Below are 24,300 nucleotides of genomic sequence, written 5' to 3' on the forward strand. Positions count from 1 at the left end.
GCGGTGAAACAAACGACCGAAATCGAGGAGGTTCCCCTGGAACTGCTCGCCGAGCCCCTCGACTGGTTCTTCGCGGAACATTATCGCCACCGGCAGCTCTGCCAGATGATCGACGAGGTCGGCGCGGCCACGGTGTTTGACGGCGACAAGATCGGCAAGGTGGTGGCCTTCCTGGGTCACGACCTGGCCCTGCACGTGATCGATGAGGAGGAGGATTTCTTCCCGCTGCTGCGCCGGCGCTGCCTGCCGGAGGACGAGGTCGAGGGGGTGCTGGGCATGCTCTCGGCCGAGCACCGCGCCGACGTGGCCAAGGCCGGCCAGGTGAGCGACCTGCTCAAGGCCTGCCTGCTGAAAGAGACCGCGCCTGGCCTGGATCCGGCCCGGCGCAAGATCCTCTCGGAGTTCGCCAGCCAGGAGCGCCGGCACCTGGGGCTGGAGAACGCCGTAATCCTGCCCATCGCCCGGCTGCGGCTTGATGCCGATGACCTGGCGACCCTCGGTCGGCGGCTGGCCGCGCGCCGCGGCCGCGTCCTTTCCGAGCCGGGCGCGTGACCCAGGCCCTGTTCCGCCGCAACCTGGTCTGGGCGGCGGCCAGGGCGCGGGATGACCGCAACTACTTCCCCGACCTGGCCGCCCAGGAAGCGCCGGACTATCTGTGGATCGGCTGCGCCGATAGCCATCTGCCGGCCCATGACCTGACCGGCCTGGCCCCTGGTCAGCTCTTCGTGCACCGCAACCTCGCCAACCTGGCGCCGGCCCAGGACGCCAACTTCCTCTCGGTGCTGCAATACGCCCTGGAGGTTCTCAAGGTGCGGCACGTGATCGTCTGCGGCCACTACGGCTGCGGCGGGGTGCGGACGGCCTTGAGCGGCGAGCGCCATGGCCTGGTGGACCACTGGCTGCAGCCGGTGCGCAGCCTGTTCTGGCGCCATGCCGGGGAGCTGGAGGCGATCCTCGACGTCGAGACCCGGGTGAACCATCTGTGCGAGCGCAACGTGGTCGAGCAGGTGATCAGCCTGGCGGGCAATCCCCTGGTGCATGACGCTTGGCGGCGCGGCCAGTCCCTGACGATGCACGGCTGGATCTACTCGATCCATGACGGCCTGCTCCGCGATCTGGAGACGACCGTTGCTGACCCGCAGCAGGCCCGCATCCTGGCCGGCGCCCCGGCCAGTGGCGACCTTCGCCGCAAGTCCGCGAGGACAAGATCATGAACGGCGTCGCCGTGGTGCTGGCCGGGGGCGAGGGCCGTCGGATGGGGGGCGGCAAGCCCCTACGCGCCTGGGGAGGCCGGCCGCTGCTGGCTCAGGCCCTGGATCTGGCGCGGAGCTACGCACCCGATGTCGCGGTGGCCGTTCGGGACGCCGGCCAGGCGGGGCGTGGGGCTGGGATCCCGCTGCTGTTTGATCCGCCGGACATCGGCGGCCCCCTGGCGGGCCTTGCCGCCGCCCTGGACTTCGGCCGCCGGCAGGGCGCGGCCTGGGTCCAGACCCTGGCCTGCGACATGCCCTATCTGCCGGCCGACCTGAGCGACCGGCTGGCGCGGGCTTTGGGCGCAGGGGTGGGCGCGGTCCTGCCGGTGAGCGATGGCCGCCTGCATCCGGTCTGCGGCCTCTGGCGCGTTTCATCGCGCGAGCGGCTTGAGGCCTATCTGGCGACGGGCCGCTCGTCGCTGCGGGGCTTCGCAGAGCACGTCGGGCTGCGGGAGGTGACCTGGGAGGTCGCCGGACCCGATCCCTTCATCAATCTCAATACCCTGGAAGACCTGGCGGCCCATCAGCCGTCACCCACGGTTCCTGACATGGCGCTGGCGAACCGATCGGGTGCGCGGCTTCGCTGAGCCGGCTCGGATCGTAGGTCGCGGCCTCGACCCCATGGTCGGCCAGGTCCCGAGGCGTGCGATGGCCGAGGACCTGGGCGGCGGCCAGCCGGGCCACGGCCGGGGCGGTCTGGATGCCAAAGCCCCCCAGGCCCGCCAGCCAGAAGAACCCCGGGCTCGTCTCCGACCAGCCGATGACCGGGGCGCGGTCGCTCGCGAAGGTGCGCAGGCCCGCCCAGCGATGGTGGATCCGTGTCACCGGATGATCGGCGGCGTCATGGAACCGCATCATGGCGCAAGCAATGTCCAATTCATCGGGCGCCGCGTCGCACGGCGGGCTCGGCGTCTCGTCGGCTGGGGTGATCAGCAGGCGTCCGCCGAACGGGCGGAAATAGAACCGCTCGTCGATGTCCTTCACCACCGGCCCGTCGTGGAAGCCGAGTTCCCGGGGCGCGTCCACCAGGATGGCGGTTCTCAGCAACGGCGCGAGGCCCTTGGGGGCGAGGCCGGCGTCGAGCGCGGTCTCGTCGGCCCAGGCACCGGTGGCGTTGACCAGGGTCGGGGCGATGAGGCTGGCCTGGCGGGTCCGCACCCGCCACCGCGAGCCCTCGCGGACAATGGCCGGCTTGCCGGCGTCGGCGAGAACGGTGGCGCCGGCCTCGCGGGCCCGTCGCACCATGCCGCCGTGCAGCCGCGCCACGTCCAGGTCTCCCGCCCCGGTCTCCAGCAGGGCGGAGCGAACCGCCTCGGGCCGCAGGATCGGCGTCCGCAGCCGGGCGCTTTCCCCGCTCAGTCGCCGCAGGGCGGCGGTGTCCCGGTTCTGGTGGGCGAAGTCCTCCAGGCGCTGTAGCTGGTCGGCGCGCGCGACATGCAGCACCGGACGCGGGCTCAGCAGGCGCCCGGCGAAGCCCCACGGGGGGCTTTCGAAGAATCCCCGGCTCGCGGCGGTGAGCGGCTGGACCGCCGGACCGCCATAGGAGGGGATGTACATCGCCGCGGAACGCCCGGTGGTGTGGTAGCCAAGCTGCGACTCCCGCTCCACCAGGGCCACCCGCAGGTCGCCCGCCAGTTGGGCGGCCAGGGCGGCGCCGGCGATGCCGCCGCCCAGCACCACCACGTCGAAGACCTGGCGCGAGGGACAGGCGGTCATGCCGCCGGCGCCCAGTCGACGCCCGCCCGGCCGTGCAGATAGCCGTTGACCAGCGGGCCCGGCGGTCCGGCCTCCCGCACCTTGGCCGCCAGGTCCTGGGGCGACAGCCGTTCCTGGCTGAAGTCCCGGAAGGCCGTGATCACCTTGCGCATGTCCCCGGTGTGAGGCGACAGCCGCAGGGCCCCGATCCCGGCTGTGCGGAGTTGGGCGATCGGCAGGTCGGCCACCTGCACCCCATGGGACAGGGTCTGCACCCCGTTCACCGCCAGAAAGTCCTGCCCCTCCAGGGTGCGCACCGTGAGGCCGTCGGGATCGCGGTCGCAGACCAGCTGGCAGGAGTCCTTGTGCAGCCCCCGGACGCGGGCGTGATAGCAGCGTCCCGACAGGGCGAGCGGCAGCCGGCCATAGGCGAAGAGCTCGATCTCCAGCCCCGGACAGGCCTGGGCCAGGCGGCCGATGGTCGGGAGCGAGAGTTCGACATTGGGGCACAGGCGCACGCAGCCGCGGCCGATCAGCTCCCGCGCGGCGGCCTCGTTATAGATGTTGAGCAGGGGCCCGGCCACGAAGGGCGCGCCGACCGAGCGGTGGGCCAGGGCCGAGACGTCGTTGATCTCCACCAGGGTCTCGCCCGCGGCCATCTGGGCGATCCCGCGTCGGTCACGCGGCGTCGCCGGCAGGGCCAGGGTCGACCAGACGACGGTCTTGCCAGCCCGGGTCAGGCGCTCGGCGGCCTCGGCCAGGGGCCCGGAGATGAAGGGCTCGCGCTTTCCGCAGACCACCTCCCCCAGATAGACCCGCTCGACCTCGGTCTCGTCGGCGATGGCGGCGTAGAAGTCGGCGATGCGCTCGGCCGACCAGTTGAACAGCAGCGGCCCCAGGGCGATCTCGATCGGCGCGCCGGTCATCGCCAGGTCTTCCGGTAGGCGCCGGCGGTCTCTCGCCCGCCCTCGGCAAGGCCCGTCAGGCGCGCCTCATAGGGCGCTGTGGTCTCGCCCCGGTCCAGGGCGTCGAGGGCGGCCCGGAAGGCGGCGGCCACGCGGGCCACGTAGGCCTTGCCGCGCTGGCGGCCCTCGATCTTCACCGCCCGCACCCCGGCGGTGCGAAGTTCGGCCAGCAGCGTCATGGCGTTGAGGCTGGTGGGATCCTCGAACAGGTGGGACGCGGTTCCCTCGGCCTCGAAGCGACCCTTGCAGAGGGTCGGGTAACCGGCGGCCGCGCCCGGTGCGACCTGGTCGATCATGAAGCCCCCAAGACGCGGGGTCAGCAGACCGTTGGTCTCCTCCAGGGAGACGGCCTCCGGTGGCGAACACACCCCGGAGAGATTGGGGGACCTGCCGGTGGCGTAGGAGGAAAGGGCGCAGCGGCCCTCAGCCATCACGCAGAGTCCGCCATAGACGAAGGCCTCCACCTCCACGTCGGTCTCGCGCACCAGGGCCGCGATCTCCGGCGCGGACAGGACGCGGGGCAGGACCACCCGCTTCACGCCATAGGCCTGGGCGTAGAAGCCGATGGCCTCGGGGGCGCCGGCGGCGGCCTGGACCGAGAGGTGCAGCCGCAGGTCGGGATGCTCGGCGTGGGCGTAGGCCAGGACCCCCAGATCGGCGACGATGACGGCGTCGGCGCCGGCCGCCGCGGCGCTGTCCACGGAGGCCCGCCAGGTGTCGATCTCGCCGGCCCGGGCGAAGGTGTTGATCGCCACCAGCACCTTGGCGCCGCGATCATGCGCCCAGACCACGGCCGCCTTCAGCTCGGCGGGGGAGAAGTTAAGGCCGGGAAAGTTGCGGGCGTTGGTTTCATCCCGCAGGCCGCAATAGACGCTGTCCGCGCCGGCTTCGATCGCCGCGTGAAGCATGGACGGAGAGCCGGCCGGGCAGACGAGTTCCATCGATCCCATCTCAGGCCCACGCGGCTTTGGCGGCCGCCGTCTGGCGGACAAAGCGCAGGGCGGCGTTGGCCACATCCCCCGCCGGCGCCGACAGCCCCAGCAGGTCGGCCAGGGTCAGGTCGGCGGCCTCCAGCGTGTTGTGCAGGGCCATCACCGCCTCGATGTCGCCGCTCACCCGGATGGCCCGCGAGAAGAAGGCGGCGTCAGCGTCCTGGGAGCCGTCGAACAGCCCCAGCAGAGCGCCGAGCGGCCCCTCGATCCGGGCGGCGCAGGGCGAGCGGTCGTCACGGCGGCGCACCTGGACCCCGGCCGCCGCGCCCTCGGGCGCGAGCCGGAAGGCCACCGGCGAGCCGTCGGGCGCGATCAGGAAGGCGGCGTCGCCAAAGGCGCCCAGCCGCTCGAAAACCTCCGGCCGCCGCTGCGCTACCCGACGCAGGGCCGAACTCAGCAGCCACTCCACCGGCGGCCGCAGCGCCATCAGCACCCCGGCAGGGTCGCCCCGCGGAGCTGCTCGGGACCAATGTTGCGTACGCATGACGGGGAACCTCTTGGAGGAGACCAACCTGCGTCACGCCCTGCGGCGCGGGGAACCGGGTGATCGCCGCCGCACCCGCCGATCTTGCTCAAGTCAGGCTTTGCCGATCATCAAGCCGGGAGGACCTTGCCGGGATTGAGGATGCCCCGCGGGTCCAGGGCCGTCTTCAGCAAGGCCATCAGGGTGAGCTCCTCAGGGTTGCGGGAATAGGCGAGGTAGGGGCGTTTCTGCAGGCCGATCCCGTGCTCCGCGGAGATCGACCCGGCGCGGGCGCGCAGAGGTCCGTAGACCATCTCCTCAATCTCCGGGCGGGCGTCCGGCTCGGTGACGCCGATGATCAGGTGCAGGTTGCCGTCGCCCAGGTGGCCGAAGACGGTCATCCCCGCCTGGGGCCAGCGGGCGGCCAGGGCCCCGCGCACCTCCGCCACATAGGCCTCCATCGCGGCGATCGGCAGGCTGACGTCGAAGGTGATGATCGGGCCGTTGCGCGCGGTCTGGGCCACGTCGTCCCGCAGGGCCCACATGCGGTCCCGCTCGGCCTGGGACTTGGCGATGGCCGCGTCGGCTACCAGACCGTTCTCCAGGGCGTCGGTCAGCACCTGCTCGAACCGCTCCGCATCGCGAGCCAGGTCCGGGCCGAGGGCCTCCACCAGAACGTAGTAGGCGTGGCCCGGCGGCAGGATCGGACGACCCGCAGCCGGCGGGGTGGTCACCAGGTCGTAGAAGGCCGGCCACATGACCTCGAAGGCCGACAGCGATCCGGCCAGGGACGATTCCAGCGACCGCAGCAGGGGCGAAAGCGCCTCGAACCGGTCCACCGCCAGCCAGGCGGTCTGCTGCGACACGGGCCGCGGCCGCAGGCGGAACACCGCGCGGGTCACGATTCCCAGGGTGCCCTCCGATCCGATGAACAGCTGCTTGAGGTCATAGCCGGCGTTGTTCTTGATCAGGTGGTTGAGGGAGGAGATCACCGTCCCGTCGGCCAGCACCGCCTCCAGCCCCAGGACCGACTCCCGCGTCATGCCGTAGCGCAGCACCCGGTTGCCCCCGGCGTTGGTGGAGATCACCCCGCCGATGGTGGCCGAGCCCCTCGCGCCGAGGTCCACCGGCAGGAACAGATCCTGCGCCGTCGCGGCCATGCAGGCGGTCTCCAGCACGCAGCCGGCCTGAACGGTCATGGTGGCGCCGACCGGATCGATCTCCTCGATGGCGGCCATGCGGTCGAGGCTGAGGGCCAGGGCGTCCTCGGCGAAGGCGCCGTCCACCAGGCCGGTGCGCCCGCCCCAGGGGACGACGGCCGCGCCGGCGGCGTGGGCCAGGCGCAGGATCCCTGACACCTCCTGAGTTGTGACGGGCCGCAGGATCGCCCGCGGCGCGCCCAGCCGGGTCCAGGGACTGAAGGCCCATCCGGTCGCCGCCGCGCCGGTCAGCACATGCTCGACGCCCAACAGCGCCTCAAGGTCGGCCAGCAAGCTTTCCATTCCGCCTCCAGGGGTTTGGGCGGCAGTTTCCTCCCCCAGGGGCCTGGTCCGAATGATCGGGATCAAACCGCCGCGCCACGTCGGTGGGCGGGGGTGCGACATGCGGCGGCGCGGGTCGATGCGGGGCTGTCGCACCCTCCGGCAGACATCAAGGCCGCCGTTGATGGCCGGCAAAGGCGGGGAGCGATGTCTGGCCTAGGCTGGGGGTGTCATCAAAGGAGGGCCACATGCCCGCAACCCGTTCCCCCGCGGCCCCGACCCGCAGCCTTGCAGTCCTGGCGTCCACCCTGCTGGCCAGCGTCGCCATCCTGGCCACCGCGCCGCCCGCCCAGGCCCAGGAACTGTCGAGCGTCACCGTCACCAGGGCCCCCACCCACGAGGCCATCATCATTCGCGGCAAGGATGCCAGGGTCGTGCGCCAGGAGGTCCGCCGGGCCGCCAGCCGGGTCTGCCGCAACGCCTACCTCAACCACGAGCTGGAGGTCTTCTATCTCGACTGGTGCAGCACGGCCTCCGCCGACAAGGCCATGACCCGCTACCGCGCCATCCTGAAGCATAATCGTCTGGCGGGCGGCGACTTCGCCCAGGTTTCGACGAGGATCGTGCTCTCGGCGCGATAGCCCTCGCCGGGCGGCGCCCCTGCCGTTCGGCTGGGGTTCGCGCCCGGAGTCTTCGGCGCCCCCGAAGCCCCCTTCGCCAGGCCCGCCTTGGCGCTCATCTCGGAGCCTGAGGGCGTATGTGGATCGAACAGGAACGCCCGCGACCGCGTAGGACATCGCCCTCGCAGCCGAGACGCGCGGTCAAGGCCGTCCGGCGTTCCAGCAAGGGCGACGCAACCCGCGGGCGGATCCTGGACGCCGCCATGGCCGTGGTCGCCGACGAGGGCTATCACGCCGCGACACACCAGCGGATCGCGCAGGCCGCGGGCCTCGTCCGCACGGCGATCAACTATCATTTCCCTGACCAGAATTCCCTGGCCGACGCCCTCGTCGGTCACCTGCACCGTCTGAAGGCCGAGCGGATGATGGCGGTGATGGGCGGGTCCCTCGAGGACCATCCCGCCTTGGCCATTGAGGCCTATTGGGCCCTGTTGCAGGAGACCCCCTTCGTGGCCCTCGCCGAGCTGGAGTGCTGCGCGCGCACGGACGTGGGGCTGCGCGCCCGACTGGCCGCTGCCGGAGGCCAGCCGGACCGGGCCGAGGCTGGGGCGACCGCTCTCCATCGATCGCCCATCCTTGGGCCGGGGCTCTACGGCCTTAGCCTCTGCCTGCTGGAGGGCATGGCCCGGGGCGGCGCGCGCCATGCCGAGGCCCGCCGCCTGTTGGATCTGTTGAAGCCCGCCGCGCAGGTCCTCGACTAGAGCCTTCCAATCGGGCGCCTATGAATGAGGCGGCCTGGCGGTGGGCCCGTCGGAGGTCGACGTCCCTGCGCGTTAGACCAGGGCGGCTCCGCGGTGCGAGTCGTCCGCAACCTGACAAGTTCCGGCGGCGAAGGAAGATCGTCACAAGCCCGTCACGGCGACGACATCGCGCGAGGGCAACGCTAAGCGCCGTCGCTCCGGCCGCCGGAGCCGAGGGTGATGGTGCGCGATGGATCGATCAGCTTGGTTTTCAGCCGCGGCGGCCGTTGGCCTGCTCGCCGTCCTGGGCGGATGCGGTGAGAAGCAGAAGGTCGTCTCCGGCGACTGGCGCAGCGGGATCAAGGAAATCCGCATGGCCGTCAGCGGCAGCAATGACGACCCCAGGATCGTCAAGCGGCGCAGCGTCTACCGGGCGCGCCTGAGCGAGGCCATCGGCCTGCCGGTCAAGCTGTACGAAAGCTCCGACTATAACGGCGTGATCCAGGCCTTGTCCTCCGGCCAGGTCGATCTGGCCCAGATGGCCGGCGGCGGCTACGCCAATGTCGACGCTCAGATTGGCCCGCTCGCAGCCCCGATCCTGACGCTCCGTCAGGCGGAGGGGGGCACAGGCTACTATTCGGCCATCGTCGTCCGCGCTGACAGTCCGATCCGCACCCTGGCGGACATGAAGGGCCGGTCCCTGGGCTATGTGGATTTCAATTCCACCTCCGGGTACCTCGTGCCCCGCGCCAGGCTGCGCGATGAGGGCATCGACCCGGACACCTATTTCGGCAAGATCTCCTTCGCCGGCGGCCATACCCAGGCGGTGATGGCCCTGGCCAACGGCCAGTTCGACGCCACGATCCTGCAGGCCAGCGGGGGCGACCCGGTCAATGGCTTCAGCCGCGGCGCGCTGCACACCATGGCCCGGCGCAAGCTGGTGGACCTCAAGGACTTCCGCATCATCTGGACCGCCGGGCCCATTCCCAGCGAGGCCTTCGTGGTGCGCACCGACCGGCCGCAGCCGCTGATCGACACCGTTCGCGGCGCCATGGGCGCGCTGCCCTATGACGAGCCGGACCTCTGGGTGGACATCGGGCAGCTCGACGGCTCGGCCTACACCTCGGTCACCCGCGAACACTACAAGGACGTCATCGCCCTGCGCGCCGCCGATATCGCGCAGCGGCGTGGCCAGGGAGGTCGGCCATGAGGAAGATCCTGCTGGCGGTCTCCGCCATCGTCCTCGTTGCCGCGACAGCCAAGGCGCCCGCCTCCAGCCTGCGCATCGCGGCCGTCACCCCGACGCCGGGCCCCTGCGCGCCGCTCGACGCCACGGCGGCGCCTGGCGAGAAGGCCTATTACGATCATCTCGCCAAGCGGCTCGACGTGAAGGTGTTGAAGTGTCCCGTGGCCGATCAGGCGGCCGCGGCCGCGGCGCTGGCGGCCGGCAGCCTCGACATGGCCCTGCTCGATCGGGTGAGCTTCGCCCCGGTGGCGGGCGCGACCCGCGCCATCCTCACGATCCGTCCCGAGGGCGGCCTGAACCGCATTCCGGTCGTCGTGGCGGCGCCGGCTGCGGGTCCTGTAAAGCGGCTGGAGGATCTGCGGGGCAAGACCCTGGCCTTCGGCGGATCGACGCCGGCCGCCCGAGCCCTGCCCAGCCGGGTCCTTGCCGACCGGGGGTTTGGCGCCGATGTCTTCAAGGCCGAACTGGCGGCGGCCGACGCGGAAGACGCGCTCGGCAAGCTGCGGTCCGGGGAGGCTGACGCCATGGTCCTCCACGCCGCGGCCTGGCAGCGGCTCTGCATGCCCGACGACCCCAAGGCCAAGCCGCTTTGCAAGGACCTCACGGTCCTGCTGAGGGCGCGCCCCCAGGCCACGCAAGCCATCGTGGTGCGGAAGGACATCGCCGACGAGACTCGCTACCGCCTTATCGGCATCCATATGCCCATGTACCTGGAGAACAGGGTCGCCTTCAGCTGGGCCTCGTCCTGGGCGCCCAAGGCCGCCGAATTTGAACCCACCGAGGCCCTGGCCCTGGTGGCCACCCGATGACGGCCGTGGCGGAGTTCGAGGTGCTGCGGCGGCGAACCCTTCGCCGCCAGCGCCGGGAGACCCTGGTCGGCCTGTTGATCTTCTCGGCCGTCCTGCTGCTCTCGTTCCAGCGCAGCCAGTTCTTCTCCTCCGATATCGGCGGCGATCCCCTCGGCCGCATCGGGGACTTCCTCACCCGGATGGTCCCCGACCTGAAGGGCGACGCCCTGCTGGAAGATCGCCGCACGACCGGCTCCCTGGCCTGGTGGTTCTATGACCTGCCGGTCTGGCTGAAGCTGGGGTGGCAGACCGTGGAGATGGCCATCGTGGCCACGGTTCTCGGGGCGATCGGCGGCCTGCTGGCCTCCTTCCTCTGCGCGCGCAACCTGATGCCCATCGCCGCCGTGCGCTTCGCTGTGCGGCGCACGCTCGAGGCGATCCGGACCCTGCCGGACCTGGTCCTGGCGCTGCTGCTGGTGGCCGCCTTCGGGGTCGGCCCGCTGGCCGGGGTCATCACCCTGGCCATCTCCACCATGGGAGGGCTGGGGAAGCTGTTCGCCGAGATCAACGAGGAGGTCGACGCGCGGCAGCTCGAAGCCATGGAGGCGTCGGGCACCGGGCTCATCCGCAAGATCCGCTACGGGGTGATCCCCCAGGTCCTGCCCAACTACGCCTCCTACGCCCTCATTCGGCTGGAGGGGAACCTGGGCGGCGCCGCGGCCCTGGGCATCGTGGGGGCGGGCGGCATCGGCATCGAGCTGCAGCGGGCCATCACCTACACCGAATTCGACACCTACCTGGCGATCCTGCTGCTGATCGTCGGCATGATCTTCCTGATCGACATGGCGTCCGAAGCCATTCGCCACCGCCTGATCGGCCTGGGGGAAGCGCGATGACCCGCGAGAATCACGCCCGCGCCCTGCTGCTCGCGCCGCAAGCCATGCGCGCCAGCGGGACCGCGCGTCTGCGGCGCATGGGCCTGGTCCTGCTGGGGGTCGCCGCCTTCGTGGCCATGTGCGTCGACCTGAAGCTGGCGCCCGAGGCCATGCTCGCCGGGATGGACAAGTTCGGCCAGCTTGCCGCCGGAGCCTTCCCCCCCAGCGACGGCGGCGATCTGCCCCGCATTCTCAAGGCCCTGGCCGAGACCTTCGCCATGGCCTTCGCCGGCACGGTGCTGGCTGCGATCGCCGCTGTGCCATTGGGCATTCTGGGCGCCAAGACGGTGGTGGGGCAGCCTGTGCTGCACTTCGCCTTCCGCCGGGTGCTGGACTGGTTCCGGGGCGTCCCGGCCCTGGTCTGGGCCCTGATCCTGGTCTCGGCCTTCGGGCTTGGTCCCTTCGGCGGCGTGATCGCCCTGGCGCTCGCCGATGTGCCGAGCCTGGCCAAGCTGTTCTCCGAGGCGATCGAGAACGGCGACGAAAGGCCCCTGGACGGCGTCCGCGCGGCTGGGGCCTCACCCCTGATGGTGCTGCGCTACGGCCTCGCGCCGCAGGTGACGCCGATCATGGCGAGCCAGGTGCTGTTCTTCCTGGAGAGCAATTTCCGCAACGCCGCGGTGCTGGGCATCGTCGGGGCTGGCGGGATCGGGTTCGAGCTGGAAGAGCGCATCCGCATCTTCGCCTTCGACCAGGTGGTCTTCATCATCGGCCTCTACATGATCTGCGTCGCGGCCCTCGACACCCTCTCGCAGCAGCTCAGGAAGCGGCTGGCCTGAAGGCTGGAAACACGCCGTCCAACGGCGCCGAGGCGTCGAGGCCGACGGCCACGGTCCCCCAGGCGCAGCCGTGGGCCAGCGCCGCCTGCATGTCCGCACCGGCCGTCAGCGCCTCCAGCAGACCGGCGGCGAAGCAGTCCCCGGCGCCGGTGGCGTCCACCACCGTGGCCAGCCGCGGCGTGGCCCGCAGGACGCGCCGGCCGTCATGGGCCGTGACGCCGTGACCGCCTCGGGTCAGGACCATCCAGCTCAGCCGCTCGCCCACCTGGGCCCGTCCGGCGGCGAAGGGGTCGGCCAGGGTCGCCGCGTCGCAGTCGTCCATCGAGGCCACCAGGACGTCGCAGGGGCCGGTGAACCCGCCCGCCGGCCAATGGGCCACCACGGGGCCCGTGCAGGCCGCCGCCCAGGCCTCCGCGCCGGGATAGGGCGCGCGGACGTAGAGCCCGTCGAACGCCGCGTCGGGCTTGGGCGGCGGCAGGGTCGGCGGCTTGGCCGGCTCGACATCGAGGCCCAGGACCAGGCGCTCACCCCCGGGCTCGATCAGGATCAGGGTGGTGCGGCTGACGCCGTCCCTGCGAATGACATGGCGGGTGTCCAGGCCGGCGGCCCGGACCAGGGCCAGGCAGGCGTCGCCATCGGCGTCGGCCGCCACGACGCCGCCGACCGCGACGTGGTGGCCCGCGCGCGCCAGCGCGACGCCGGCGTTCGCCGCCCCGCCCCCCAGCCGTCCGGCCAAGGCGCCGTCCAGGCTCGTGCCCAGCAGACGGCCGCCGGGCTCCAAAGGCCCGCTCAGCCGCACCGGCCGGTCCAGCGCCAGGGCGCCGATCACCAGGAAATCGGCCATCAGACCCTCCGCGATCCAGAGACCATAACGTGACGCGGTGACGCCGATGCGACGCCGACAAATCGCCGCTTGGTCCAGTGCGCCATCGCCGCGCCGTCACGTCGGGGTCACGGCGCGCGGCTAGCGTCTGCGGATAGGTCAGTCCCTGGAGGTCCGATGCTCGAACTGCATGGCGTCAGCAAGCGCTTCGGCGACACCCTGGCGGTGAACAGCGTGTCGTTTTCCTGCAAGCGAGGGGAGTTGGTGGGGATCATCGGCCGGTCGGGGGCCGGCAAGTCGACCCTGCTGCGCCTCATCAACCGCCTCAGCGACCCGAGTGAGGGCAAGATCACCTGGGACGGCGATGACGTCAGCCAGCTGAAGGGCCCCGCCCTGCGCAAGTGGCGCCGGCGGTGCGCCATGATCTTCCAGCAGTTCAATCTCAGCCCGCGGCTGGACGTGATCACCAACGTCCTGGTGGGCGTGGTGGGGGAGCGTCCCCTGATGAGCTCGCTGATCAAGTTCTTCCCCGCCGCCGATCGGGCCCGGGCCATCCTCGAGCTCGACGCCCTGGACATGGCCGGCGCCGCCCTGCAACGGGCCGGCACCCTGTCGGGCGGGCAGCAGCAGCGGGTCGCCATCGCGCGCGCCATGTTGCAGGAGCCCGACCTGGTCCTGGCTGACGAACCGGTGGCCTCCCTCGACCCGGTCAACGCCGAGGTGGTGATGGAGGCCCTGCAGAAGATCTGCCGTGAGCGGAATGTGCCGGTGATCGTCAACCTGCACAGCCTGGACATCGCGCGGCGCTATTGCACCCGGGTGATCGCCATGGCCAAGGGCGCCGTGGTGTTCGACGGTCCGCCGAGCGCGCTCACCCCGGCGGTTCTGGATCGCGTCTATGGCGGGCGCACCAGCGCTCCCGAACCCTTCAGCGTCGTGGCGGCCGCTTGATGAGTTTGCGTCTGGCCGATCGGCCGCTCGAGCCCGGCTACCTTTATTTCGACCGCTATGTTCACGAAGAGCCGGCCGCGCCGCGCGAGAGCGCCGCGCCGGCGGTGCACAAGGACGCCCAGGTGCACGACTCGATCCTGGGCCCCTGGACCCGGGTCGGGGCCCGCACCAGCTTTTCCGAGGTCTCGATGGGCGCCTACAGCTACATCGTCAACGACGCCTCAGCGGCCTATGCGGAGATCGGGAAGTTCTGCTCGATTGCGCGGGACGCACGGCTCAACCCCGGCAACCATCCGACCTGGAAGGCCGCGCTGCACCACTTCACCTACCGCACCCGATCCTACGAACTGGGCGAGGAAGACGATCACGACTTCTTCGAATGGCGGCGGTCGCACACGGTCACCCTGGGCCATGATGTCTGGATCGGCCACGGCGCCACGGTCCTGCCGGGCGTCAGCATCGGCACCGGCTCGGTGGTGGGCGCGGGGGCTGTGGTGTCCAAGGACGTGCCAGCCTTCACCATCGTCGGCGGCGTGCCCTCCAAACCGATCCGGGAACGCTTCCCCAAGCCCGTGCAGGATGGTCTGCTGGCCATTTCCTGGTGGGACTGGAGCCATGAGCGCCTTGCCGACGCCGTCGACGACTTCCGCGCCCTCGATGCGGACGCGTTCGTCGAGAAGTACGCCTGAGGCCGGCATGCTCGTGCTCGTGGTCGGTCCCTCGGGCGCCGGCAAGGACACCCTGCTCGACGGCGCCCGCGCGGCGCTGGCGGGCGATGGCGCCTTCATCTTTCCCCGCCGCGAGATCACCCGGCCCGCGGAGGCCGGGGGCGAGGACCACCTTCCGGTCGATGAGGTCCAGTTCGACGCGCGGGAGGCCTCTGGCGGCTATGCCCTGACTTGGCGCGCCCACGGCCTGGCCTATGGAATCCCGGCCGACATCGCCGATGACCTGGCGCTCGGCCGCACGGTGGTGGTCAATGTCTCCCGCGCGGTGCTGGACGAGGCGCGGACCCGCTTCGGCGCCCTGCGCGTGCTGGTGGTGACCGCCGATCCGGAGATCCTGGCTCGGCGGCTTGCGCAGCGGGGCCGCGAGAGCGCCGAGGACATCACCCAACGCCTGGCGCGCGCCGAAGCCTTCGCTGTCGAGGGCGACGATGTGGTGATGGTGCGCAATGAGGGGACGCCGGAGGAGGGCGTGGCCCGCTTCCTCGCGGCCCTCGAACGCTAACTCAGGCGCCGAAGTCCAAGCGTTCCAGGATTTTGAACGGCGCCTGGCGGTCGTCCTGCTTGAAGACCGCGACACCGTCGAAGAGGTGCGCGCCGGTCTCCTCGGCGAAGTGATCCTGCAGCACGGCCAGGACGCGGGTCCGGACGGCGTCATCGCGGATGGACCCGGTGAGGGTCATGTGGAAGCGGAAGTCCTCGAAGACATGGGGATAGCCCCATTCCACCAGGCGCGCGTCCTGCTCTGGGGTCAGCGGGGCCTTGCGGCGGCGCGCCAGGTCGGCGTCGGACAGCGGCGCCCGGAAGGCGTCGAAGTCGCGTACGCAGAGCGCGTGCAGGGCCTGCATCTCCGGCGAGGGCCGCTGGAGCTGGAAGGCCAGGAACCGGCCAAGGGCGGCGGGCGCGATCGGGACCTCGAAGGGAACCAGCCCCGCCGCCCGCTGGCCGACCGCGGCCAGCAACTCCGCCTCGCTGCGGCCAGCCGCGAGCTCAAAGGGCGCCTTGAGGGTGCCGTGGAAGCCGTAGCCGCGAGGGTCCGCCGTCAGGGCGTCCAGGTCCAAGGCGTCCAGGCCGGGCAGGGGGCGGCGGGTCAGAGGCGCGCCCGCATAGGCGTCAAACCCCAGCCAGGCGGAGGCCTTGTCCCAGAGTCGGGCGCCTGGACGGGGCGCGTAGTAGATCGCGTAGCGCGCGGTCATGCGGTCCGTCGGCCCTTGAGCCAGACCTCGGTGGGGACCGGCCATCCGGCGCTGCGCCGCGCGACCCGGACGAGGTCGGCGCGCTGACCCGGCGCGATCTCGCCACGGTCATTGAGGCCGAGGCTGCGGGCCGGGGCGCCGGCGACGGTGGCCAGCGCCTTCTGCGGCGTCCAGCCCATATCGTCGATCAGCATGAAGGCGGAGCGGAGCATTGAGAGGGGCACATAGTCCGAGGCCAGGATGTCGAGCACGTCGTGTTGCGCGCACTCACGGGCCGACAGGTTGCCAGAGTGCGAGCCGCCGCGCACGAAGTTCGGGCCGCCCATGCAGATCGCCATGCCGTAGGCCTTGGACTTCAGCGCCGCCTCCAGGGTCACCGGGAACTCGGCGATGACGCAGCCGTCGTCGCGGGCCTCCTCCACATGCTCCAGGGTGGCGTCATCGTGGGCGCAGATCGGCACCCCGTATTCGCGGGCGAAGGCCACCACGCTGCGGCGGTTGGACTGGGCGACGCCGGGATCACGGCCGGCATGCCGCCTGGCCAGCATCTCGTCGATCTCCGCCTCGCTGCGGCCGGCGGCCACCATGCGGGTCTCCAGGGCCTCGACATTGGCGGTCTGCCGCTGGCCGGGCGTGTGGTCCATCACCGACAGCAGCTTCAGCCGAGGATTGTCGGCGTGCGGCTCCAGCAAGGTGAGCAGCTCGGGATTGGTCACCTCGCAGCGCAGGTGCAGCAGGTGCTCGGCGCGCAGGGCGCCGTCGGCCTGGGCGCTGTCCATCCCGGCGATCATCGGACCCAGGGCCTCCTTGCGGTCGAGACCTTCCTTGCGCCCGTGCAGGCTGAGGGAGTCCAGCACCGTGGTGATCCCGGCGGCGGCGCACTGCCCGTCATGGGCGAGCGCCGCGCCATAGGCGTCCCACAGGGCGCCCGGGCGGGGCTGGTAGTGCTTTTCCAGGTTGTCGGTGTGGATATCCACCAGGCCCGGGATGAGCCAGTCGACCCCCCAATCCAGGGCGCCGGCGGAGGGCCCGTCGCGCGGCTCGACGGCGAGCATGACCTCGCCGCTCACCACGACTTCGCCCCGCACCAGACCGTGGGGCGTGACGATGTTCTGCGAGAAGATCCGCTGTTCCATGGCTAGGCCGCCGCCTTGAACTCAGACACCCCGAACAGCCGGGTGGCCACGGCGTCGCGGACGTCATGGTCGTGGAAGATGCCGATCATCGCCGCGCCACGGCCCAGGGCTTCCTGGATCAGGGTCACCACGATGGCGCGGTTCTCAGCGTCCAGGGAGGCGGTGGGTTCGTCGAGCAGCATCACCGGGTAGTTGCGGATGAAGCTGCGGGCGATGTTCACCCGCTGCTGCTCGCCGCCAGAGAAGGTGGCCGGCGGCAGATCCCAGTGGGCGCGGGGCAGGCGCAGGGCCGAGAGCAGGGTCTCGGCCCGCGCCTGGGCTTCTTCCGAACTGACACCGTTTTCCAGCAGCGGCTCCATCACCAGCTGCAGGGTGGAGATCCGCGGGATCACCCGCAGGAACTGGCTGACATAGCCCAGGGTGCGGCGGCGCACGTCCAGGACCTGGTGCGGCAGGGCCTGAGTGATGTCCACATAGACGCCGTCGTGCAGGACGCGGACGGAGCCTTGGGTCGGCAGGTAGTTGCCGTAGATGGAGCGCATCAGGGTGGACTTGCCGACCCCGGACTCGCCGGCCAGGACGACGCACTCGCCGGGCGATACCTCCAGGCTCAGGCGCTCGAAGACCGGGATGGCGGCGGAGTCGGCGTTGTGCAGGACGAAGGTCTTGGCCAGGTCCTCGACGACGATGAGGGGAAGCGTGCTCATGGTGTGACCTAGATCTGCAGGACGGAGGAGACGAGGAGCTGGGTGTAGGGATGCTGGGGATCGTCCAGCACCTGGTCGGTGAGGCCGGTCTCCACCACGAAGCCGCTCTTCATGACGAGCAGCCGGTCGGCCATCAGGCGGGCGACGGCCATGTCGTGGGTGACGATGATCACCGCCAGGCCGAGGTCACGGACCAGCTCGCGCAGCAGGTCCAGCAGGCGGGCCTGGACCGAGACGTCGAGGCCGCCGGTGGGCTCGTCCATGAACACCAGGCGCGGGCCGTGGATCAGGTTGCGCGCCACCTGGATCCGTTGCTGCATGCCGCCGGAGAAGTTGCGCGGCTTGTCGTCGATGCGGCGGGTGTCCAGCTCCACGCGCTCCAGCCACTCGATGGTGGCCGCGCGCATCCGGCCATAGTGCCGGTCGCCCAGGTTCATCAGCGGCTCGGCGACATTGGCGCCGCCGGAAACCCGCATGCGCAGGCCGTCGCGGGGGTTCTGGTGCACGAAGCCCCATTCCTCGCGCTGCATGCGGCGGCGGTCCGGCTCGTTCAGCCCGTAGATGTCGGTCAGGCCAAAGCGGCTGGTGTCGAACTCCACCTTGCCGGCCGAGGGCGGCAGCTTGCCCGAGATGGCGTTCAGCAGGGTGGTCTTGCCAGAGCCGCTCTCGCCCACGATGCCCAGGACTTCGCCGGGCCGCAGCTCGAAGGAGACGTCTCGGCAGCCGACGACATGTCCGTACGACTTGGTGAGGTTGGAGACCCGCAGCAGCGGGGCGGCCTGGGTCATGCCCGAGGTCGGGTGGGGTTTGGTGAGTACAGCGGCATCCATCACGCCGGCTCCTTGTCGAGGGCGGCGAGTTGGTGGCCCGCCATGGGCCCGGCGTGGCCGGCGGCGCGGCGTTCGGCGCAGAAGTTGCTGTCGGAGCAGACGAACATCCGCTCGCCGGAGTCATCCAGGACCACCTCGTCGAGATAGCTCTCCTGCGCGCCGCACAGCGCGCAGTCCTCTTCCCAGGTCTGGGTCTCGAAGGGGTGATCCTCGAAGTCCAGGCTGCGGACATTGGTGTAGGGCGGCACGGCGTAGATGCGCTTCTCGCGCCCGGCGCCGAACAGCAGGATGGCCGGGTTCTGGCCCAGCTTGGGATTGTCGAACTTGGGGATGGGCGAGGGGCTCATCAGGTAGCGCTCCTCGATCATGGTGGGATAACCCACCGTCGAGGCGATGTAGCCGTGGGCCGCGACGCTCTCGTAGAGCGAGACGTACTGCAGCCCGTATTCCTCATAGGCGTGCATGGCGCGGGTCTCGGTCTCGCGGGCTTCCAGGCCGCGCAGCGGCTCGGGCTGCGGCACCTGGAAGACCAGGACCTGGCCCTCGGTGAGACCCTTTTCCGGGATCCGGTGGCGGGTCTGGATGATGGTCGCCTCGGCCGTCTCCTCGGTGGTGGCCACGTCGGCCACCTGGGCGAAGAAGCGGCGGATCGAAACGGCGTTGGTGGTGTCGTCGGCGCCCTGGTCGATGCACTTGTAGACATCGTCAGGACCGATGATCGCCGCGGTCAGCTGGATACCGCCCGTGCCCCAGCCATAGGGCACCGGCATCTCGCGGGACCCGAAGGGCGCCTGGTATCCGGGGATGGCCAGGGCCTTCAGGATCGCGCGGCGGATCATCCGCTTGGTCTGCTCATCCAGGTAGGCGTAGTTGTAGTAGCGCTCGGGCTCGTTGGGACGCGCGGTCATTCGGCGGCTTCCTTCATCGCGGCGGCGCGCTCGGCATAGTCGCGGCGCTGGCGGCGGATCAGTTGCAGGTCGGCCTGGAAGTCGACGTAGTGCGGCAGTTTCAGGTGCTGCACGAAGCCGGAGGCCTCCACATTGTCGGAGTGGTAGAGGACGAATTCCTCGTCCTGGCAGGGGGCCGAAGCCTCACCGGCGGCCGCGTCCCGCAGGGCCCGGTCGACGATGGCCATGGACATCGCCTTGCGCTCGCAGTGGCCGAAGGTCAGGCCGTAGCCGCGGGCGAACTGCGGGGCGGTGTCGACGCCGCCGCCGTAGGTGGAGATCATCTGGCATTCGGTCAGGGTCAGGTCGCCGATCTCGATGGCGAAGCCCAGTTCGTCGGGGATGAACTCCACGGCCACCTCACCCAGGCGGATCTCGGCGCAGAGCGGGTGGGTCGAGCCCCAGCCGCGTTGCGAGGAGTAGGCGAGGCTGAGCAGGAAGCCCTCGTCGCCACGGGCGAGCGCCTGCAGGCGCTGGTCCCGGCCGGCCGGGAAGGCCATCGGCTCGCGCGTCAGGTCGAAGGGCGCGGGCGCCCCGTCGGTCTGGGTGTCGGGCTCCAGCAGGTCCTCATGGGCGAAGACCGAGGCGATGGTGGCCATCGGATAGGCCTGGGCTTCCTCGGCCTCCAGGGCGCCCTCCACCGGGGTTTCGCCGTTGGCGGCCAGGGTGAAGTCCAGCAGGCGGTGAGTGTAGTCGAAGGTCGGGCCAAGCACCTGGCCGCCAGGGATGTCCTTGAAGGCCGCCGAGATGCGCCGACGCACGGCCATCTGCCCGGTCTCCAGGGGCAGGGAGGCGCCGAAGCGGGGCAGGGTGGTGCGGTAGGCCCGCGTCAGGAAGATGGCTTCCGGCAGGTCGCCGCGCGCCTGTTTCACCGCCAGGGCCGCGAGGTCGCGGTCATAGCAGGACCCCTCGCTCATCACCCGGTCGACGGAGAGCGAGAGCTGCTCGCGGATCTGATCGGTCTCGATCTCCGGGATGGCGACGTCGCCGCGGCGATCCTCGGCGAGCCAGCGGTGGGCGTTGGTGATCGCCCGCTCGCCGCCCTTAACTGCCACATAGGCCATGTCAGTCTCCCTTGATGGTGATGCGCGTCGAGCGCGGCAGCGCGGTCACGCGGTCGCCGGCGACGAAGATGAAGTCGACGCCGAACTGGAATTGTTCGTGGTTGGCCTGGACCTGCGCCCAGAAGCCGTCGGGCAGGCCGGCCAGGGAGAGCGGCATTTCCGTCTTGATCCCGGGGCCGGTGAGCACGACCTGCGGTCCGCCCTCCAGGGACGGTAGCTGGATGACCAGGGTCGTGGAGCGGTCGGGATACTTGGCGTCGCCCATGTTGAAGGCGGCGACCGGCGGCGCCGAGGCCAGGTCGGTGACCAGGGCGAAGGCGGCGGCCATCGGGTCCTGGGTCAGCGGCGGGCCGCAATGGAACCGGATCCAACCTTCGGCCAGCCCGCCCCGCAGGCTTGGATCGAGCCAGATGCGGGTCTCGAAGTCGAACAGGGTGAGCGCCACGGCGCCCGCGGCGCGGTCCAGGCCCTGGGGCGCGTCGGGCGCGAAGCCGAGGTCATGGATGACGCCCGGCCGGGCCATGGCTTCCATCACCTTGCGGAAGACGGCCTGGCTGCCCCGGGTGGGGTCGGGAAAGGCCGGGGCGATATCGGCGAGATCGAGCAGGGCGGACATCAGCCGGGGCTCCGGGTGCGGACCATGGTGAAGAAGTCGACCTTGGTGGCGGCGGCCTTGCGGGCGGCGGTGTCGCGGCGCTCGTCCTGGGTGCGGGCCAGCTTGGCGATCACGGCGCCTTCGACGGAGGGGCGCAGGTCGGCCGATTGCATCATGGCGTCCACCGCCGCGGCGATCTCGGCGTGCTTGCGGTCGCGGCCGGCGACGTAGCCGATTCCGGTCTCACCACTCTCGAGCCGCACCGCGGCGCGGGTCACGGTCATTTCGCCCAGATTGAAGGCGTCGCCCGTGCCGCCCATCCGGCCGCGCACCAGGACCATGCCGATCTCGGGGCTGCGAAGCGCGCGGTACTCGGGTCGCGCGGTCAGGCCGTCCCAGGCCGCCATGACCTCCTTCGGCTGCGCCTTGGCGAGGATCGAGAGCCAGCGCCGGCGCTCGGGCGCCGCCTCGACAACTGGTTGGGCCGCCATCGATAATCTCCGACAAATAAGCAGGTTGTTGTATTCGCTTAAGTCGAGTGTTAGGTGAGTAGAAGTGTTACGGCAACAATCCAATGATGAAGGTTCTTTGACGTCAATAAAACTTGTCTAGTTTGATGTCGCAAGACTGATAAGAGTGGCTGCTACGAAGGTCGTCATGGCCCTCTGGCGCACGATCTCACAGTCCTTGGAACGCCAGATTCTGGCGCGGGAGCTGACGCCCGGCGACAAGCTGCCGACGGAATTCGAGCTCTCCCGACAGTTCATGGTCAATCGCCATACGGTCCGCCGCGCGCTCTCCGACCTGCAGGAAAAGGGCATCGTGGAATCGACCCAGGGTCGGGGCAGCTATGTCCGTCGGCCCTCGGCTCCGATGCAGTTGCAACGGCGCCCGCGATTTTCCGATCACGTCCGCGAACGGGGCCGCATTCCGCGCACCGAGACCCTGAAGCTGACGACGCGAGCCTCGGACTCCAAGGTCGCGGCCCAGCTCGGCATCCGGGTCGGCCAGCCGGTGATCTATCTGGAGCGCTGCCGGTTCATCGACGACGAGCCCACCGGCATCAGCCAGCACCATTTCAGCCATGACCGGTTTCCGACCTTCATCGAGATGTACCGGAGCCGGGGATCGATCACCCAGACCCTGATCGACTCCGGCATCCCCGACTACACCCGCCGGCGGACCGCCATCTCCGCGAGGCTGCCCACCGCCGAGGAGGCCGAGCAGCTGCGCATTCCGCGGCACGTGCCCCTGCTGGTGCACCGCTATCTCAACATCGACGGCCTGGGTCGGCCCCTGGAGTACGGGATCTCCCGCTCCACGACCGAGGTGGTGATCGATTTCCCCGATCCAGAGCGGCCCTGATCCGCAGACTGAAAGGTTCCCTCGTGGAGTTCGCTTTTAAAAACGCCCGGGTCGTCACCGCCGACGACAGCTTCCTCGGTTCGGTGCTGATCCGCGATGGCCAGATCGTCGCGGCCGATCGCGGCGGCTCGGTGGGGGATGACCTGGACGGCGACGTCCTGATGCCCGGCGTCATCGACCTGCACACCGACAACCTGGAAAAGCACTTCTTCCCGCGTCCCAACATCGACTGGAACCCAGTCTCGGCGGCGGTGACCCATGACGGCTGCTGCCTGTCTGTGGGGGTGACGACGGTGTTTGACAGCCTCAGCATCGGCACCTTCAACCCGTCCGTCGCGCGCAATCACGACAACCTGCCCCGGCTGGCCGAGGGGCTGCTGACCGCCCGCAACGGCGGCCTGCTGAAAGGCGACCATCGCCTGCACTGGCGCTGCGAGACTCCGGCCGACGACCTTCCGGCGCGGCTGGAACAGCTGGCGAGCCATCCCCTGACCTCGCTGTTCTCGCTGATGGACCACACGCCGGGTCAGAGGCAGTACCGCAATATCGAGAAGCACCTGGCCAACTGGGCCGCGAACGGAATGTCCCCCCAGGACATCGATGAGCGCCTGGCCGGCATCCACGACCGCCAGGGCCGCAACGCGGCCAACAACCGCCGGCTGGTGGCCGAGCTCGCCCGCGCGCGGGGCATCCCGCTGGCCAGCCATGACGACGAGGATGTCGAGCACGTCGACGAGGCCGCCGACCTGGGCGCCACGGTCTCGGAATTTCCGGTGACCATCGAGGCCGCCCGCCGCGCCAAGGAACGCGGCATGATCGTGGTGATGGGGGGGCCCAACCTGATCCGCGGCGGCTCCTACTCCGGAAATGTCCCAGCCTCCGAGCTCGCTGAAGCTGACCTGCTGGACGCCTTCGCCTCCGACTATGTGCCCCGCAGCCTGATTGAGTGCGCCTTCGCCCTCACGGAGGCGCCCTTCAACTGGAGCCTGGCGCGCGCCGTCGCCCTGGTGACGCAGGCGCCGGCCCGGGCCGCCCAACTCCACGACCGCGGCGTCATCGCGACCGGGCGCCGGGCCGACCTGATCCGGGTCAGCACCCGCGGCGGCCTGCCGGTGGTGCGGGGCGTCTGGGTCGAGGGTCAGCGCGCCGCCTGAGGCGCCGTGCGCATCGTCACCCTCAACACCTGGAAGAACGAGGGCCACTATCTCCGCCGCCTGGAGCTGATGGGCGACGGATTGCAGGAATTGGCGCCTGACATCGTCTGCCTGCAGGAGTGCTTCGCCGCCGAAGGTTTCGACACCGCCGGCTGGCTGGCGTCGAAACTCGGCCTCGTCGCCCATCAGGCTCCGTCTCGACGCAAGGTCCGCACGCAACAGGGCCGCGACCTCGACAGCACCTCGGGCCTGGCGATCCTGGCCCGCGCGCAGGGCCTTGCCGACCGTCTCGACCTGGCTAGCCATCCCGCCGACGGCGACCGCATCGCCCAACGCCTGGACCTGGAGGTCGAGGGTCGGCCGTTGCGCATCCTCAACCTGCACCTGACACATCTGCGCAGGGCCGATGCGCTGCGCGCGCAGCAACTCGCCCAGGCGCTGGCCTGGGCCGGGGAGGGGCTGGCGGGCGGACTGGTGGTGGCCGGTGACCTCAACGCAGGCGCCGCCGACGCGGCCCTTGCGCCCCTGAGGCTCAGGCCGCGCCCACCCACCCTGCAGGGCGCGCGGGTCGGCGAGGCGCCCGTGGGCCTGGCGGCGATCGACCACTGCGTGCTGCACCGGCCGGGTCCCTGGCGCGAGGCCGCCGCTCTCCGAGGTCTCGACACCCCCGACGCCGAGGGCTGGTACCCCAGCGACCACGCCGCCGTCGGGCTGGATCTGGTCTGACCCAAAGAAAAACGCTCCCGCACCGGGATGCGGGAGCGTGGAGTATTCGACCCGACGCCGCGGAGGACGCCCGGTCGCGGGGATCTTAGAAGGTGGCGCGGACGCCGAAGAGGAACTTGCGGCC

29 protein-coding genes are annotated in these 24,300 nt (G+C 70.5%); 15 read left to right on the forward strand and 14 right to left on the reverse strand.

What is annotated here, in order from left to right; translation table 11 throughout:
* The first annotated feature begins 3 nt into the window (after window positions 1-3).
* Genes Q7J39_RS18525 through Q7J39_RS18535 form a run of 3 tightly spaced genes read left to right on the forward strand, consistent with a single transcriptional unit; the run spans window position 4 to window position 1,840 of the window.
* Entirely contained in the window at window positions 4-552 is a 549-nt protein-coding gene (locus tag Q7J39_RS18525; protein WP_304828809.1) for a hemerythrin domain-containing protein, read from the forward strand.
* Complete coding sequence (locus Q7J39_RS18530) at window positions 549-1,214, forward strand: carbonic anhydrase (protein ID WP_304828812.1); 666 nt, start codon at window positions 549-551, stop codon at window positions 1,212-1,214. The genes Q7J39_RS18525 and Q7J39_RS18530 overlap by 4 nt, the downstream gene beginning before the upstream one ends.
* The gene (locus Q7J39_RS18535) at window positions 1,211-1,840 is read left to right on the forward strand and encodes a molybdenum cofactor guanylyltransferase (protein WP_304828815.1); all 630 of its coding nucleotides are present in this window, start codon (window positions 1,211-1,213) and stop codon (window positions 1,838-1,840) included. The genes Q7J39_RS18530 and Q7J39_RS18535 overlap by 4 nt, the downstream gene beginning before the upstream one ends.
* Here the strand turns inward: Q7J39_RS18535 and Q7J39_RS18540 are convergent.
* From Q7J39_RS18540 to Q7J39_RS18560, 5 genes are all read right to left on the reverse strand, one after another.
* The gene (locus Q7J39_RS18540) at window positions 1,749-2,969 is read right to left on the reverse strand and encodes an FAD-binding oxidoreductase (RefSeq protein ID WP_304828818.1); all 1,221 of its coding nucleotides are present in this window, start codon (window positions 2,967-2,969) and stop codon (window positions 1,749-1,751) included. The two genes, Q7J39_RS18535 and Q7J39_RS18540, sit on opposite strands and share 92 nt — an antisense overlap.
* Window positions 2,966-3,874: a U32 family peptidase gene (locus Q7J39_RS18545; RefSeq protein ID WP_304828821.1), complete on the reverse strand. Its 909-nt coding sequence runs from the start codon at window positions 3,872-3,874 to the stop codon at window positions 2,966-2,968. Before Q7J39_RS18545 ends, Q7J39_RS18540 begins: the two co-directional genes overlap by 4 nt.
* A complete protein-coding gene (locus tag Q7J39_RS18550) occupies window positions 3,871-4,854 on the reverse strand; it encodes a peptidase U32 family protein (protein WP_304828824.1) in 984 nt (327 codons plus the stop codon). Before Q7J39_RS18550 ends, Q7J39_RS18545 begins: the two co-directional genes overlap by 4 nt.
* Window positions 4,855-4,864: 10 nt before the next feature.
* Entirely contained in the window at window positions 4,865-5,389 is a 525-nt protein-coding gene (locus tag Q7J39_RS18555; protein WP_304828827.1) for an SCP2 domain-containing protein, read from the reverse strand.
* Window positions 5,390-5,499: 110 nt separating this feature from the next.
* On the reverse strand, window positions 5,500-6,870 hold the full coding sequence (locus Q7J39_RS18560) for an FAD-binding oxidoreductase (protein ID WP_304828830.1): 1,371 nt from the start codon (window positions 6,868-6,870) through the stop codon (window positions 5,500-5,502).
* A 227-nt stretch (window positions 6,871-7,097) separates the two neighbouring features.
* Here Q7J39_RS18560 and Q7J39_RS18565 point away from each other — a divergent pair, with 227 nt between their 5' ends.
* The 6 genes from Q7J39_RS18565 to phnE (Q7J39_RS18590) all read left to right on the forward strand — a co-directional run bounded on the left by Q7J39_RS18565 (window position 7,098) and on the right by phnE (Q7J39_RS18590) (window position 11,957).
* Window positions 7,098-7,490 (forward strand): hypothetical protein, encoded by a 393-nt coding sequence (locus Q7J39_RS18565; protein WP_304828833.1) that lies wholly within the window; start codon window positions 7,098-7,100, stop codon window positions 7,488-7,490.
* A 116-nt stretch (window positions 7,491-7,606) separates the two neighbouring features.
* Window positions 7,607-8,230, forward strand: coding sequence for a TetR/AcrR family transcriptional regulator (locus Q7J39_RS18570; protein ID WP_304828836.1), 624 nt, complete (start codon window positions 7,607-7,609; stop codon window positions 8,228-8,230).
* A gap of 229 nt (window positions 8,231-8,459) precedes the next feature.
* Window positions 8,460-9,419, forward strand: coding sequence for a phosphate/phosphite/phosphonate ABC transporter substrate-binding protein (gene phnD / locus Q7J39_RS18575; protein ID WP_304828838.1), 960 nt, complete (start codon window positions 8,460-8,462; stop codon window positions 9,417-9,419).
* Window positions 9,416-10,264, forward strand: a complete 849-nt coding sequence (locus Q7J39_RS18580; protein ID WP_304828841.1) for a PhnD/SsuA/transferrin family substrate-binding protein — start codon at window positions 9,416-9,418, stop codon at window positions 10,262-10,264. Before phnD ends, Q7J39_RS18580 begins: the two co-directional genes overlap by 4 nt.
* On the forward strand, window positions 10,261-11,139 hold the full coding sequence (phnE, locus tag Q7J39_RS18585) for a phosphonate ABC transporter, permease protein PhnE (RefSeq protein ID WP_304828844.1): 879 nt from the start codon (window positions 10,261-10,263) through the stop codon (window positions 11,137-11,139). Before Q7J39_RS18580 ends, phnE (Q7J39_RS18585) begins: the two co-directional genes overlap by 4 nt.
* Entirely contained in the window at window positions 11,136-11,957 is an 822-nt protein-coding gene (phnE, locus tag Q7J39_RS18590) for a phosphonate ABC transporter, permease protein PhnE (protein ID WP_304828847.1), read from the forward strand. Before phnE (Q7J39_RS18585) ends, phnE (Q7J39_RS18590) begins: the two co-directional genes overlap by 4 nt.
* On the opposite strand, the gene Q7J39_RS18595 is transcribed toward phnE (Q7J39_RS18590), so the two are convergent.
* The gene (locus tag Q7J39_RS18595) at window positions 11,938-12,801 is read right to left on the reverse strand and encodes a PfkB family carbohydrate kinase (RefSeq protein WP_304828850.1); all 864 of its coding nucleotides are present in this window, start codon (window positions 12,799-12,801) and stop codon (window positions 11,938-11,940) included. The genes phnE (Q7J39_RS18590) and Q7J39_RS18595 overlap by 20 nt on opposite strands.
* A gap of 156 nt (window positions 12,802-12,957) precedes the next feature.
* Between Q7J39_RS18595 and phnC the strand changes: the two genes are divergently transcribed.
* Genes phnC through phnN form a run of 3 tightly spaced genes read left to right on the forward strand, consistent with a single transcriptional unit; the run spans window position 12,958 to window position 14,961 of the window.
* Entirely contained in the window at window positions 12,958-13,731 is a 774-nt protein-coding gene (gene phnC / locus Q7J39_RS18600) for a phosphonate ABC transporter ATP-binding protein (RefSeq protein WP_304828853.1), read from the forward strand.
* Window positions 13,731-14,420 (forward strand): DapH/DapD/GlmU-related protein, encoded by a 690-nt coding sequence (locus Q7J39_RS18605; RefSeq protein ID WP_304828856.1) that lies wholly within the window; start codon window positions 13,731-13,733, stop codon window positions 14,418-14,420. The genes phnC and Q7J39_RS18605 overlap by 1 nt, the downstream gene beginning before the upstream one ends.
* 7 nt (window positions 14,421-14,427) lie before the next feature.
* The gene (phnN, locus tag Q7J39_RS18610) at window positions 14,428-14,961 is read left to right on the forward strand and encodes a phosphonate metabolism protein/1,5-bisphosphokinase (PRPP-forming) PhnN (RefSeq protein ID WP_304828859.1); all 534 of its coding nucleotides are present in this window, start codon (window positions 14,428-14,430) and stop codon (window positions 14,959-14,961) included.
* 1 nt (window position 14,962) lies between these two features.
* On the opposite strand, the gene Q7J39_RS18615 is transcribed toward phnN, so the two are convergent.
* The 8 genes from Q7J39_RS18615 to phnG are packed head-to-tail and all read right to left on the reverse strand — an operon-like array spanning window position 14,963 to window position 21,422.
* The gene (locus Q7J39_RS18615) at window positions 14,963-15,652 is read right to left on the reverse strand and encodes a DUF1045 domain-containing protein (RefSeq protein ID WP_304828862.1); all 690 of its coding nucleotides are present in this window, start codon (window positions 15,650-15,652) and stop codon (window positions 14,963-14,965) included.
* Window positions 15,649-16,788 carry an alpha-D-ribose 1-methylphosphonate 5-triphosphate diphosphatase gene (locus tag Q7J39_RS18620; RefSeq protein WP_304828865.1) on the reverse strand — a complete coding sequence of 380 codons (1,140 nt, stop codon included), beginning with the start codon at window positions 16,786-16,788 and terminating at the stop codon, window positions 15,649-15,651. The genes Q7J39_RS18615 and Q7J39_RS18620 overlap by 4 nt, the downstream gene beginning before the upstream one ends.
* Window positions 16,789-16,790: 2 nt before the next feature.
* On the reverse strand, window positions 16,791-17,495 hold the full coding sequence (phnL, locus tag Q7J39_RS18625; RefSeq protein ID WP_304828868.1) for a phosphonate C-P lyase system protein PhnL: 705 nt from the start codon (window positions 17,493-17,495) through the stop codon (window positions 16,791-16,793).
* Window positions 17,496-17,503: 8 nt separating this feature from the next.
* Complete coding sequence (phnK, locus tag Q7J39_RS18630; RefSeq protein WP_304828871.1) at window positions 17,504-18,325, reverse strand: phosphonate C-P lyase system protein PhnK; 822 nt, start codon at window positions 18,323-18,325, stop codon at window positions 17,504-17,506.
* Window positions 18,325-19,233: an alpha-D-ribose 1-methylphosphonate 5-phosphate C-P-lyase PhnJ gene (locus Q7J39_RS18635; RefSeq protein ID WP_304828874.1), complete on the reverse strand. Its 909-nt coding sequence runs from the start codon at window positions 19,231-19,233 to the stop codon at window positions 18,325-18,327. Before Q7J39_RS18635 ends, phnK begins: the two co-directional genes overlap by 1 nt.
* Window positions 19,230-20,336 carry a carbon-phosphorus lyase complex subunit PhnI gene (locus tag Q7J39_RS18640; RefSeq protein WP_304828877.1) on the reverse strand — a complete coding sequence of 369 codons (1,107 nt, stop codon included), beginning with the start codon at window positions 20,334-20,336 and terminating at the stop codon, window positions 19,230-19,232. The genes Q7J39_RS18635 and Q7J39_RS18640 overlap by 4 nt, the downstream gene beginning before the upstream one ends.
* Before the next feature lies 1 nt (window position 20,337).
* Window positions 20,338-20,952: a phosphonate C-P lyase system protein PhnH gene (gene phnH, locus Q7J39_RS18645; protein ID WP_304828880.1), complete on the reverse strand. Its 615-nt coding sequence runs from the start codon at window positions 20,950-20,952 to the stop codon at window positions 20,338-20,340.
* Window positions 20,952-21,422, reverse strand: coding sequence for a phosphonate C-P lyase system protein PhnG (gene phnG / locus Q7J39_RS18650; RefSeq protein WP_304828883.1), 471 nt, complete (start codon window positions 21,420-21,422; stop codon window positions 20,952-20,954). Before phnG ends, phnH begins: the two co-directional genes overlap by 1 nt.
* A gap of 166 nt (window positions 21,423-21,588) precedes the next feature.
* Between phnG and phnF the strand changes: the two genes are divergently transcribed.
* The 3 genes from phnF to Q7J39_RS18665 are packed head-to-tail and all read left to right on the forward strand — an operon-like array spanning window position 21,589 to window position 24,176.
* Entirely contained in the window at window positions 21,589-22,296 is a 708-nt protein-coding gene (phnF, locus tag Q7J39_RS18655; RefSeq protein ID WP_304828886.1) for a phosphonate metabolism transcriptional regulator PhnF, read from the forward strand.
* 23 nt (window positions 22,297-22,319) lie between these two features.
* Entirely contained in the window at window positions 22,320-23,450 is a 1,131-nt protein-coding gene (locus Q7J39_RS18660; RefSeq protein ID WP_304828889.1) for an alpha-D-ribose 1-methylphosphonate 5-triphosphate diphosphatase, read from the forward strand.
* Window positions 23,451-23,456: 6 nt separating this feature from the next.
* Complete coding sequence (locus Q7J39_RS18665; RefSeq protein WP_304828892.1) at window positions 23,457-24,176, forward strand: endonuclease/exonuclease/phosphatase family protein; 720 nt, start codon at window positions 23,457-23,459, stop codon at window positions 24,174-24,176.
* The last annotated feature ends 124 nt before the right edge of the window (window positions 24,177-24,300 follow it).

This window comes from Phenylobacterium sp. (genome assembly GCF_030651185.1).
Classification (GTDB): Bacteria; Pseudomonadota; Alphaproteobacteria; order Caulobacterales; family Caulobacteraceae; genus Phenylobacterium.